Raw genomic sequence first — 12,318 nt, 5'->3', positions numbered from 1 at the left:
GCCCAGTACCATCGGCCGCGGCGTGGCAATCGGCCGGCGTGTTGGAGTTATTGGCAAAAAGCACCGGGTGTGTGGGTCAATCAGTGGCAGGAGGTCTGCGAGGAACCGGCGTTGCTGATTCATTTCGAAAAGTTGCCAGACAACGTTTACAAGGTCGAAGCAGACAAGCAGATGATCACGTTGTATTGGGGCGAGAAGGGCGAAGCGACGGTTTTGCAGGATATTGATGCGGTGCTGAAGGCGCTGGCATAAAACGCGGAAATTCCGCGCTGCAATGGCGCGAAACGTCCGGCAGACAGGCAATAAAAAGCCCGACATCATCATCGGGCTGGAGTTGGCCAGGCAGGCCGGTAATTCGGTGTGGCGCTGATCTTACGCTGCGCATTCGCCAAAAGCGTTCATGTTTTTTCCTCAAGGTCCCGCCAGCGTAGCTTGTTAAACAAAGGCTGCAGAGAATTAGGGCGACTTTTCTAACTATTGATCCTATGAATGGCCTCACATGCAGCCGCGTGTTGCAGGTCTTCGTGTTACGGAAATGACCGGAAAGTCGCGTTTCAACCCGTATTTTGGGCGATTGACAATTGTCGGAAATTCCGTGAAGGTGACGTACCCAAATCAAACGGGCGTATGAATTGAGCGTTTGTATTACAGACCGCTCCTACAGAATCCCGACTATCGCGTTGGCGGGTGTGCCGGGTGGATGGGCGTAGCATTGACGTTAAACGTCCCTGCCGAGCCATTCGCCTGCGTCCGACGTGTACTGTTCAGCTTCCATATCGTGGAGATCAGTTGATGATTTACGAAGGTAAAGCCATCACGGTTAAGGCTCTTGAAAGTGGCATCGTCGAATTGAAATTCGACCTCAAGGGTGAGTCCGTCAACAAGTTCAACCGTCTAACCCTGAACGAACTGCGTCAGGCCGTAGACACCATCAAGGCAGATGCTTCGATCAAGGGTGTGATCGTCAGCAGTGGCAAGGACGTGTTCATCGTCGGCGCCGACATCACCGAATTTGTCGAGAACTTCAAGCTGCCTGATGCAGAGCTTGTTGCTGGCAACCTGGAAGCCAACAAGATTTTCAGCGATTTCGAAGACCTCAACGTCCCGACTGTCGCCGCGATCAACGGCATCGCCTTGGGTGGCGGTCTGGAAATGTGCCTGGCGGCGGACTACCGCGTCATGTCCACCAAGGCCAAGATCGGTCTGCCGGAAGTGAAACTGGGCATCTACCCGGGTTTCGGCGGTACCGTGCGCCTGCCGCGCATCATCGGTGCCGACAACGCCATCGAATGGATTGCCGCCGGCAAGGAAAACCGTCCTGAAGACGCGCTGAAAGTCGGCGCAGTCGACGCAGTGGTTGCCCCTGAGAAACTGCAGGAAGCTGCTCTGGAGCTGATCAAACGCGCCATCTCCGGCGAGTTCGACTACAAGGCCAAGCGTCAGCCGAAGCTCGAAAAGCTCAAGCTCAACGCCATCGAACAAATGATGTCGTTCGAAACCGCCAAAGGTTTCGTGGCCGGTCAAGCGGGCCCGAACTACCCGGCACCAGTCGAAGCGATCAAAACTATCCAGAAAGCCGCGAACTTCGGTCGCGACAAGGCGCTGGAAGTCGAAGCCAACGGTTTCGTCAAGCTGGCCAAGACCTCTGCCGCGCAGAGCTTGATCGGTCTGTTCCTGAACGATCAGGAGCTGAAGAAAAAGGCCAAGGCCTACGACGAAATCGCCAAAGACGTGAAGCAGGCTGCCGTATTGGGCGCTGGCATCATGGGTGGCGGTATCGCTTATCAGTCGGCCTCCAAAGGTACGCCGATCCTGATGAAGGACATCAACGAGCACGGCATCGAGCAAGGTCTGGCCGAAGCTGCCAAATTGCTGGTGGGCCGCGTTGATAAAGGTCGCATGACCCCGGCGAAAATGGCCGAAGTGCTCAATGGCATTCGTCCGACCCTGTCCTACGGTGATTTCGGTCACGTCGACCTGGTCGTCGAAGCCGTTGTCGAGAACCCCAAGGTCAAGCAAGCCGTTCTGGCCGAAGTCGAAGACAAGGTCAAAGAGGACACCATCCTCGCGTCCAACACCTCGACCATTTCCATCACCTTGCTGGCCAAAGCCCTCAAGCGTCCGGAAAACTTCGTCGGCATGCACTTCTTCAACCCGGTGCACATGATGCCGCTGGTAGAAGTGATCCGTGGCGAGAAGTCCAGCGAGCTGGCGGTTGCCACCACCGTTGCCTACGCCAAGAAAATGGGCAAGAACCCGATCGTCGTCAACGACTGCCCGGGCTTCCTGGTCAACCGCGTGTTGTTCCCGTACTTCGGCGGTTTCGCCAAACTGGTCAGCGCCGGTGTGGACTTCGTCCGTATCGACAAGATCATGGAAAAATTCGGCTGGCCAATGGGCCCGGCGTACCTGATGGACGTGGTCGGCATCGACACCGGCCACCACGGTCGCGACGTGATGGCTGAAGGCTTCCCGGACCGCATGAAAGACGACCGTCGTTCGGCCATCGACGTGCTCTACGAAGCCAAGCGCCTGGGCCAGAAGAACGGCAAGGGCTTCTACGCCTACGAGACCGACAAGCGCGGCAAGCAGAAGAAAGTCGCCGATCCTTCGGTACTGGAAGTGCTCAAGCCGATCGTCTTCGAACAGCGTGAAGTCACCGACGAAGACATCATCAACTGGATGATGATCCCGCTGTGCCTGGAAACCGTGCGTTGCCTGGAAGACGGCATTGTCGAAACCGCTGCCGAAGCCGACATGGGTCTGGTCTACGGTATTGGTTTCCCTCCATTCCGTGGCGGTGCGCTGCGCTACATCGATTCGATCGGTGTTGCAGAGTTCGTTGCCCTGGCTGACCAGTACGCTGATTTGGGCGCGCTGTACCACCCGACCGCAAAACTGCGCGAAATGGCCAAAACCGGCCAGCGGTTCTTCGGTTAAGCGCCCCCAACTAGAGTGAGAGTGAATATATGAGCTTGAATCCTAGAGACGTCGTGATTGTCGACTTCGGTCGTACTCCGATGGGCCGCTCCAAGGGCGGCATGCACCGCAACACCCGCGCTGAAGACATGTCGGCGCACCTGATCAGCAAGTTGCTGGAACGCAACGTCAAGGTTGATCCGAGTGAAGTCGAAGACGTGATCTGGGGCTGTGTGAACCAGACCCTGGAGCAGGGCTGGAACATCGCCCGCATGGCGTCCCTGATGACTCAGATCCCGCACACCGCTGCCGGTCAGACCGTCAGCCGTCTGTGTGGTTCGTCGATGAGCGCTCTGCACACTGCTGCGCAAGCGATCATGACCGGCAACGGTGACGTGTTCGTGGTTGGCGGCGTCGAGCATATGGGCCACGTGAGCATGATGCACGGTGTCGATCCGAACCCGCACATGTCCCTGTACGCGGCGAAAGCCTCGGGCATGATGGGTTTGACCGCTGAAATGCTGGGTAAAATGCACGGCATTACTCGCGAACAACAGGACGCTTTCGGCGTGCGCTCCCACCAGCTCGCTCATAAAGCGACGCTGGAAGGCAAGTTCAAAGACGAAATCATCCCGATGCAGGGCTACGACGAGAACGGTTTCCTGAAATTGTTCGACTACGACGAAACCATTCGTCCGGAAACAACCCTGGAAAGCCTGGCGGCTCTGAAGCCAGCGTTCAACCCTAAGGGCGGTACCGTGACAGCCGGTACTTCGTCGCAAATCACCGATGGCGCTTCGTGCATGATCGTGATGTCGGCGCAGCGTGCACAGGACCTGGGCATTCAGCCTATGGCGGTGATTCGTTCGATGGCGGTGGCAGGTGTAGACCCGGCAATCATGGGCTATGGTCCAGTACCGGCCACACAAAAAGCACTGAAGCGCGCGGGTCTTGGCATTAACGATATCGACTTCTTCGAGCTCAACGAAGCTTTCGCCGCACAGGCCCTGCCAGTGCTGAAAGATTTGAAAGTACTCGACAAGATGAACGAGAAGGTTAACCTGCACGGCGGCGCGATTGCCCTGGGTCACCCATTCGGTTGCTCCGGTGCACGTATCTCCGGCACTCTGCTGAACGTGATGAAGCAAAATGGCGGCACCTTCGGGGTAGCCACCATGTGCATTGGTCTCGGCCAAGGCATCTCTACCGTCTTCGAACGCGTTTAAGCGTTCCGTTGACGGAAGCCGGGGCCAAGTGCCCCGGTTTTTGTTTTTCTGAATTTACTTTTTTTTTTTATTTTTAAAAGATTTGAGCGAGGGCCAAACCATGCCGATACAACCTGGGCTCTACCAACATTACAAAGGTCCGCAGTACCGTGTATTCAGTATTGCGCGGCATTCGGAAACCGAAGAAGAAGTGGTCTTCTACCAAGCCCTGTATGGCGATTACGGCTTTTGGGTGCGTCCCTTGAGCATGTTCCTGGAGTCGGTCGAGGTTGACGGCGAACAGGTGCCACGCTTTGCTTTGGTGCAAGCCGAACCGAGCCTTTTTTCCAAGCCATAAGCTGAGTGCGCGCAAGACCCTGCGCTTGACCTCACCTTGTAGCCACTATATATAGCGGTGCCGCGTCAGGCGCCAACCGCCTTTCACTTCTAGAATTCAGGAATTTTCTGATCCATGGGCAAATCGCTGGTCATTGTGGAATCCCCGGCTAAGGCCAAGACCATCAACAAGTATCTGGGTAACCAATACGTGGTGAAGTCGAGTATCGGCCATATCCGAGACCTGCCCACCAGCGGTTCGGCTAGCGCCAGCAAAGAGCCAGCCGCCAAGCGCGGCAAGGCCGCTGCGGGTGAAGGTCCGGTGCTCACGCCGAAAGAGAAAGCGCGCAAGCAGCTGGTCTCGCGCATGGGCGTCGATCCCGATCATGGCTGGAAAGCCAAGTACGAGATCCTCCCGGGCAAGGAAAAGGTCATCGAAGAGCTGCGCCGGCTCGCCAAGGATGCTGACACCATCTATCTCGCAACCGACTTGGATCGCGAGGGGGAAGCCATTGCCTGGCACCTGCGCGAAGCCATCGGTGGTGACGACAGCCGCTACAAGCGCGTGGTGTTCAACGAAATCACCAAGAAAGCGATCCAGGAAGCCTTCTCCAAACCGGGCGAGCTGGACATCGATCGTGTAAACGCACAACAAGCGCGTCGTTTCCTCGACCGCGTGGTGGGTTACATGGTTTCGCCACTGCTGTGGGCCAAGGTCGCTCGTGGCCTGTCCGCCGGTCGCGTGCAGTCGGTAGCCGTGAAGCTGGTGGTTGAGCGTGAGCGTGAAATCCGCGCGTTCAACCCGGAAGAGTACTGGGAAGTTCACGCCGACCTCGGCACCGCCAAAGGCGCAACTGTGCGCTTTGACGTGGCTCGCGAGAAAGGCGAAGCCTTCAAGCCGCTCAACGAAGCCCAGGCCATGGCCGCGCTGGAGAAGCTCAAGGCTTCCAGCTACAGCATCGTCAAACGCGAAGACAAACCGACTAGCAGCAAGCCGTCGGCACCTTTCATCACGTCCACTCTGCAACAGGCTGCCAGTAACCGCCTGGGCTTCGGCGTGAAGAAAACCATGATGATGGCCCAGCGTCTGTACGAAGCCGGCTACATCACTTACATGCGTACCGATTCCACCAACCTCTCGGTCGATGCCGTGACGATGGCGCGTACTTATATTGAAGGCGAGTTCGGCAAGAAGTACCTGCCGGAAACCCCGAATGTCTACAGCAGCAAGGAAGGCGCACAAGAGGCTCACGAAGCGATTCGTCCGTCCGATGCCAATACCGAGCCAAGCAAGTTGTCGGGCATGGAGCGTGATGCTGAGCGGCTCTACGAGCTGATCTGGCGCCAGTTCCTCGCTTGCCAGATGCTGCCGGCCCAATACCTGTCGACCACTGTCACCGTCGGTGCCGGTGACTTCGAGTTGCGCGCCAAAGGCCGCATCCTGAAGTTCGACGGCTACACCCGCGTCATGCCGCAAATTGCCAAGCCTGGCGATGACGACGTGTTGCCGGACATGGCTCAGGGCGACGCGATGAAGCTGATCAAGCTTGATCCGACCCAGCACTTCACCAAGCCGCCGGCGCGTTACTCGGAAGCGAGCCTGGTTAAAGAAATGGAAAAACGCGGCATCGGTCGTCCTTCGACCTACGCAGCGATCATTTCGACCATCCAGGATCGAGGCTACGTTGCGCTGCACAACCGTCGTTTCTACTCGGAAAAGATGGGCGACATCGTTACCGAACGTCTGGCCGAGAGCTTCTCCAATCTCATGGACTACGGCTTCACCGCCGGCATGGAAGAGAACCTCGATGACGTGGCCCAGGGTGAACGCGACTGGAAGAACGTACTCGACGAGTTCTACGGCGACTTCAAGAAGAAGCTCGAAGTAGCCGAAAGCGCCGAAGGCGGCATGCGCGCCAACCAGCCGGTAATGACTGATATTCCGTGCGTGTTGTGCGGTCGTCCGATGCAGATTCGTACCGCATCGACTGGCGTGTTCCTAGGCTGCTCGGGCTACAGCCTGCCGCCGAAAGAGCGCTGCAAGGCCACGGTCAACCTAGTACCTGGCGACGAAATCGCGGCGGACGACGAGGGTGAATCGGAATCGCTGGTGCTGCGTGGCAAGCACCGCTGCCCGATCTGCAGCACGGCGATGGACGCTTACCTGCTGGATGAGAAGCGCAAGCTGCACATCTGCGGTAACAACCCGGATTGCTCAGGGTACGAAATCGAAGAGGGCACTTATCGCATCAAAGGCTACGAAGGTCCGAGCCTGGAATGCGACAAGTGCGGCAGCGAGATGCAGCTCAAGACCGGCCGTTTCGGCAAGTTCTTCGGTTGCACCAATGCGACGTGCAAGAACACCCGCAAGCTGCTAAAAAGCGGTGATGCAGCACCGCCGAAGATGGATCCGGTGAAGATGCCTGAGCTGAAATGCGAAAAGGTCAACGACACCTACATCCTGCGCGACGGTGCTTCCGGCCTGTTCCTGGCGGCCAGTCAATTCCCGAAAAACCGCGAGACGCGTGCTCCGCTGGTCATGGAAATTGTGCCGCACAAGGATGAGATCGATCCGAAGTACCACTTCCTCTGCGAAGCGCCGAAGAAAGACCCGGACGGCCTGCCTGCTGTGATCCGTTACAGCCGTAAAACCAAAGAGCAGTACGTACAGACTGAAGTCGACGGTAAGCCGACTGGCTGGAAGGCGTACTACGACGGCGGCAAGTGGACGGTTGAAGACAAGCGCCCGGCGAAGACCGCTAAGGCTTAACAGGTGCTGTACTGAAAAGGCCGCATGACAACCTTCTGGTTTTCATGCGGCCTTTTTGTTTTGTGCTTGCGGTGAGCTCGGGTGATCCCCGACACTGTCTGACCTGCGTGAAACAATTATTTCGTTGTGGAGGCTGCCGTCATGGCCCACGAACTCTATACCCGTACCAACCAGAAGATTTACTTCGCCGGCCTGTCGCTGGAAGCGCTCGCCAGAGCTGAAGAGGGGCGGGCGATGAACTCTCTGGCGCTGATCCAGGCCGGACGCGAATCGGCGTTGTTTCACCTGTACGGTGCGTTGCTGGGGTTGTGCCATGAAATCGCGGGTTTCTATCGCTTGCCTCAAGCCAATGCGCCTCGGGCCGAGTTGCTGCTGACTCGCGAAGTGCTTGAAGCCATCGCGATTCCGGAAATGGCCGAGATGGTCGAGTTGGCCAATAATTCGGAAACCTGGCTGGCCAAACTGCTGGCAGCCCATGCTGCACTGTTCCAGCCGCCACGGGCGCCGCACAAGCCTAAGGGTGACGTGACGCAGCCGCTGATCCTGGCCGTTAACCTGGATGAAGAAGAGGCTCCACAAGAGCTGAGCCGGGAAGAGCTGGAGAGCTGGCGTCAGAACCTCAAGGGGCTGGCGATTCGGTTTCGCGAAGGCCTGAACGAGTGCTGAGGGAAGGATGACCCGATGGGTTGTCCACTCAGGGATGAGTGCTAGCAGATATTTCTTCGCAATGACATCTGGTCAAGATCCCGAGCGAAGCCTGGCCGATGCCTATATAATCCCCGCCTTTCGTGGAGAACAGACCTTTATGCCAACGTCCTTTCTAGAAATTGTCGAGTTACCAGACGGCCGTATCGAGCTGCGCAGGGCTGAGGACGAGGGTTCTCTGGTTACTTTGGATTTCTCCGAGGATGCCAAGGCGTTCCTGCAGGGCCAGCACGTGGAAGTCGCCAAGGCGATGTTGAGCGTCGGCGTTCAGATGGCCGGACGCTTGGTTGAAGGCGATTTCAATACGGACGAAGGGTCTCGGGTTCTTCATTGATCCCGCCCGTCGGTTTTTTGCTGATATCGCTACAGGTTGGCTTCTCTATCCTTGGAGAAGCCCCGCGCTGTTCAACGCGCACATTGTTTGTCAATTAACCCAATCGAATATTCAGGCTTTGTGCGTCCCCGATCCGGGCGGCGCTGATCAACTGTTGCCGTGAAGTTGTGCTCAATGGGTTGAGCCAGCTGACCACCGTGTGGCTGCGGCCCAGGCGTAAGGCCTCGCAGGTCAACTGCTGAGCGCTCTGAGTGCCGCGCGGTTGCAGCAGGAGGATGCGTTCACGGTTAAGGCCGGCGTCCCGCAACCAGGTCTGGGTCAGGCTGGCGGGCGGAGCGATCAACGTCAGCCAGCGCGCGTCCTGGTCCTGACTCAGCTCCCTGAGAATCGGCGCAAGAAGGTTCAGGCAGTTCCCGGCTGCACCACGCAGCGACAGCTCACTGAAGACTTCGGGCTCGGCGCTCCAGGGTGACTCGACCACGTCTTTCAGGATCGGCGCCAATGGCTGCACCATGAAAGCCTCGAACAACGGCAGTTGGGCTTGCTGTGATGTGTGTGGGAACTGCATAAAGCCTCCTTTAGCGGCGAATGACGCCGACACTCAAGCCTTCGATCACCAGTTCCTGATCTTTCAGGTTCACTTCGATAGGGGCGAATTCAGGGTTTTCGGCAATCAACCAGACCTTGCTACCATCGCGCTTGAAACGCTTGACGGTCACTTCGTCGCCGATCCGCGCTACTACGATCTGGCCGTTGCGTGCTTCGCGGGTGGTGTGCACTGCCAGCAGGTCACCGTCGAAAATGCCCACATCCTTCATGCTCATGCCATGAACCCGAAGTAGATAGTCGGCGCGAGGATGGAAGAACGACGGGTTGATGTTGCAAGACTCTTCTATGTGCTGCTGGGCGAGGATCGGAGCACCGGCAGCCACTCGGCCAATGATCGGCAGGGTGGAATCGTCGGCCTTGGCTTCGAAGCCGGGGATGCGAATACCACGGGAAGCACCGGGCGTCATCTCGATCGCACCCTTGCGGGCCAGCGCCTTGAGGTGTTCTTCCGCCGCATTGGGCGACTTGAAACCCAGTTCCTGAGCGATTTCCGCGCGGGTGGGCGGGTAGCCGTTGTCTTCGAGGCAGCGTTTGATGAAGGCCAGAATCTCTGCTTGGCGTGGCGTCAGCTTTAGCATATTGATCGCTCTGTCTTTTTATACAGTGACTGGGATTATATACAGTGGAACGGTCTTGGCAATGCCCCTTTTTTTGCCGACCGCCAGACGGTCCATGAGCCTGCTGATTCAAGCTTGAGGGTTGTATGGTTAAATAGGTGACCGACCATTCCCGAAACGAACGGCCAGGCTTGACAAGACACAGGCTGAAACGTATGTTTCAAACAAGTGTTTGTCAGGCGGAGTAGCCATGGCCCAGTCGGAAACCGTTGAACGCATTCTTGATGCTGCCGAGCAATTGTTCGCGGAAAAAGGTTTTGCTGAAACCTCATTGCGTCTGATCACCAGCAAGGCCGGTGTCAATCTGGCGGCGGTTAACTATCACTTTGGTTCGAAGAAGGCGCTGATCCAGGCCGTTTTCTCGCGCTTTCTCGGGCCGTTCTGCTTAAGCCTTGATAAAGAGCTGGAGCGGCGTCAGACCAAGCCGGAGAACAAGCCGACACTTGAAGATCTGCTGGAAATCCTCGTCGAGCAAGCCCTGGTGGTGCAACCACGCAGTGGCAACGATCTGTCGATTTTCATGCGTTTGCTGGGTCTGGCTTTCAGTCAGAGCCAAGGGCACTTGCGGCGTTATCTGGAGGACATGTACGGCAAGGTGTTCCGCCGCTACATGATGTTGGTCAACGAAGCTGCACCGCGTATTCCGCCAATTGAGCTGTTCTGGCGTGTGCACTTCATGCTCGGCGCCGCCGCGTTCAGCATGTCCGGTATCAAGGCCCTGCGCGCAATTGCCGAGACCGACTTCGGCGTCAATACCTCCATTGAGCAAGTAATGCGTCTGATGGTGCCGTTCCTGGCGGCGGGCATGCGCGCCGAAACCGGCGTGACCGACGCGGCCATGGCCACTGCGCAGTTGCGTCCGCGCAGCAAATCGACCCCGGTTGCCGCCAAGGTTTAACCGCGCACGGGTGGGCGCGGCAGCTGACATCCGCTAAGCTAGCCGCCCATGCCGACTCTCGTTCTGAACCCGCTCCCCATTTGTATCGCCGACCTGCCGGGCATTGCCCATGGCGGCGATTGCGTGCGAGCTGGGTTTATCGTTATCAAGGAATCTCTATGACTGCTGGCCTGCAAGGCTCGTTGATGGTGGACGTCGCCGGTACCTGGCTGACGGCTGAAGATCGCCACCTGTTGCGCCAACCCGAAGTGGGTGGCCTGATTATTTTCGCCCGCAATATCGAACACCCGCGCCAGGTGCGCGAGTTGAGCGCCTCAATCCGCGCCATTCGCCCCGATCTGCTGTTGGCAGTCGACCAGGAGGGCGGCCGGGTTCAGCGTTTGCGTCAGGGCTTCGTACGACTGCCAGCCATGCGCGCCATCGCTGACAACCCGAATGCCGAATACCTCGCCGAACAGTGCGGCTGGATCATGGCGACTGAAGTGCTGGCCGTCGGCCTCGATCTGAGTTTCGCTCCGGTGCTGGACCTCGACTTCCAGCGCAGCGCTGTAGTCGGCACCCGTTCATTTGAAGGTGATCCCGAGCGTGCAGCGTTGCTGGCGGGTGCCTTCATTCGCGGCATGAACAGCGCCGGCATGGCCGCCACCGGCAAGCACTTTCCCGGTCACGGCTGGGCCGAGGCCGATTCCCACGTTGCGATCCCTGTTGATGAGCGCCGTCTCGACGAAATCCGCGCCAATGACCTGGTGCCGTTCGCCCGACTGAGCAAGCAATTGGCTGCGGTCATGCCGGCCCACGTTATCAATCCGCAAGTCGATTCCCAACCCGCCGGCTTCTCCCGCCGCTGGTTGCAGGACATCCTGCGTGGCGAGCTGCAATTCGACGGCGTGATCTTCAGCGATGACCTGTCCATGGCCGGCGCCCACGTGGTCGGCGATGCTGCCAGCCGTATCGAAGCGGCGCTGACGGCCGGTTGTGACATGGGCCTGGTGTGCAACGATCGCGCGGCCGCTGAATTGGCCCTGAGCGCCGCCCAGCGTCTGAAGGTCAAGCCGTCCGAGCGCATCGCGCGGATGCGCGGCCAGTCGTACGCCAACATTGAATACCGTCAGAACCCGCGCTGGCTCGCAGCGGTCGGGGCGCTCAAAGAAGCTCAACTGATAGATTGAGGACTTTTCGTTATGACGGTTTACGCGTTTATCGGTGGCACCGGCCTGACTCAACTCGAAGGCCTGAGCATTCGTCAGTCACTGGCGGTGGACACGCCGTACGGTGCGCCTTCGGCTGAAGTGCAGATTGGCGAGTACGCCGGCAAGGAAGTGCTGTTCCTCGCGCGCCACGGTCAACCTCACCGTTTCCCGCCGCATCAGGTGAACTACCGCGCCAACCTCTGGGCGCTGAAACAGGCTGGTGCCGAAGCGATTTTCGCGGTCAACGCCGTGGGTGGGATTCATTCCGCGATGGGTACCGGACATTTCTGCGTGCCGCATCAACTGATTGACTACACCAGCGGTCGCGAACACACCTATTTCGCCGATGATCTGCAGCAGGTCACACACATCGACTTCAGCTATCCCTACAGCGAGCCACTGCGTCAGCAGTTGATCGCGGCGCTGGCGGCCGAAGGTGTCGGCTACAGCAGTCATGGCGTGTACGCCTGCACTCAAGGGCCACGGCTGGAAACTGTCGCTGAAATCGCCAGGCTGGAGCGCGACGGATGCGACATCGTCGGCATGACCGGGATGCCGGAGGCGGCATTGGCTCGCGAGCTGGAACTGGATTACGCCTGTCTGGCGCTGGTAGTAAACCCGGCAGCGGGCAAGTCGACGGCAGTGATCAGCATGGCCGAGATCGAGCAAGCGCTGCATGACGGAATGGGCAAGGTGAAGTCGACGTTGGCCCGGGTACTCAAAGGCTGAGTCTTG

11 protein-coding genes and 1 pseudogene are annotated in these 12,318 nt (G+C 58.2%); 10 read left to right on the top strand and 2 right to left on the bottom strand.

Translation table 11 applies throughout. The features are described 5' to 3' along the window. The 7 genes and pseudogenes from WLY71_RS16005 to WLY71_RS15975 form a co-directional block, all read left to right on the top strand. Positions 1 to 252 (top strand): annotated as a pseudogene (locus WLY71_RS16005) (hypothetical protein); the annotation flags it as partial. Positions 253 to 792: 540 nt separating this feature from the next. Then, positions 793 to 2,940 carry a fatty acid oxidation complex subunit alpha FadB gene (gene fadB, locus WLY71_RS16000; RefSeq protein WP_347804304.1) on the top strand — a complete coding sequence of 716 codons (2,148 nt, stop codon included), beginning with the start codon at positions 793 to 795 and terminating at the stop codon, positions 2,938 to 2,940. Between the two features lie 29 nt (positions 2,941 to 2,969). Further along, the gene (gene fadA / locus WLY71_RS15995; RefSeq protein ID WP_008007076.1) at positions 2,970 to 4,145 is read left to right on the top strand and encodes an acetyl-CoA C-acyltransferase FadA; all 1,176 of its coding nucleotides are present in this window, start codon (positions 2,970 to 2,972) and stop codon (positions 4,143 to 4,145) included. A gap of 100 nt (positions 4,146 to 4,245) precedes the next feature. After that, a complete protein-coding gene (locus tag WLY71_RS15990) occupies positions 4,246 to 4,482 on the top strand; it encodes a DUF1653 domain-containing protein (RefSeq protein ID WP_046047845.1) in 237 nt (78 codons plus the stop codon). A gap of 114 nt (positions 4,483 to 4,596) precedes the next feature. Further along, positions 4,597 to 7,230, top strand: coding sequence for a type I DNA topoisomerase (gene topA, locus WLY71_RS15985; protein ID WP_347804303.1), 2,634 nt, complete (start codon positions 4,597 to 4,599; stop codon positions 7,228 to 7,230). A 141-nt stretch (positions 7,231 to 7,371) separates the two neighbouring features. After that, positions 7,372 to 7,896 (top strand): DUF6586 family protein, encoded by a 525-nt coding sequence (locus WLY71_RS15980; RefSeq protein ID WP_046047843.1) that lies wholly within the window; start codon positions 7,372 to 7,374, stop codon positions 7,894 to 7,896. A 139-nt stretch (positions 7,897 to 8,035) separates the two neighbouring features. Beyond that, positions 8,036 to 8,269: a hypothetical protein gene (locus WLY71_RS15975; RefSeq protein WP_046048057.1), complete on the top strand. Its 234-nt coding sequence runs from the start codon at positions 8,036 to 8,038 to the stop codon at positions 8,267 to 8,269. Positions 8,270 to 8,363: 94 nt separating this feature from the next. Here WLY71_RS15975 and sulA read toward each other — a convergent pair whose 3' ends face one another. Both sulA and lexA read right to left on the bottom strand, forming a co-directional pair. Then, a complete protein-coding gene (gene sulA, locus WLY71_RS15970; RefSeq protein WP_046055276.1) occupies positions 8,364 to 8,837 on the bottom strand; it encodes an SOS-induced cell division inhibitor SulA in 474 nt (157 codons plus the stop codon). Between the two features lie 10 nt (positions 8,838 to 8,847). Continuing rightward, complete coding sequence (gene lexA, locus WLY71_RS15965; protein ID WP_026286346.1) at positions 8,848 to 9,456, bottom strand: transcriptional repressor LexA; 609 nt, start codon at positions 9,454 to 9,456, stop codon at positions 8,848 to 8,850. A 229-nt stretch (positions 9,457 to 9,685) separates the two neighbouring features. On the opposite strand from lexA, the gene WLY71_RS15960 reads away from it, so the two are divergent. The 3 genes from WLY71_RS15960 (at position 9,686) to WLY71_RS15950 (ending at position 12,312) form a co-directional block, all read left to right on the top strand. Beyond that, a complete protein-coding gene (locus WLY71_RS15960) occupies positions 9,686 to 10,393 on the top strand; it encodes a TetR/AcrR family transcriptional regulator (RefSeq protein WP_347804302.1) in 708 nt (235 codons plus the stop codon). Positions 10,394 to 10,563: 170 nt separating this feature from the next. Continuing rightward, positions 10,564 to 11,562, top strand: a complete 999-nt coding sequence (gene nagZ / locus WLY71_RS15955; RefSeq protein WP_347804306.1) for a beta-N-acetylhexosaminidase — start codon at positions 10,564 to 10,566, stop codon at positions 11,560 to 11,562. Positions 11,563 to 11,574: 12 nt separating this feature from the next. Continuing rightward, positions 11,575 to 12,312 (top strand): S-methyl-5'-thioinosine phosphorylase, encoded by a 738-nt coding sequence (locus WLY71_RS15950; RefSeq protein WP_347804301.1) that lies wholly within the window; start codon positions 11,575 to 11,577, stop codon positions 12,310 to 12,312. Positions 12,313 to 12,318 lie beyond the last annotated feature (6 nt).

The organism is Pseudomonas rossensis, from assembly GCF_039888995.1.
Lineage (GTDB): Bacteria > Pseudomonadota > Gammaproteobacteria > Pseudomonadales > Pseudomonadaceae > Aquipseudomonas > Aquipseudomonas rossensis.
This window is presented reverse-complemented; position numbering and strand designations above follow the sequence as displayed.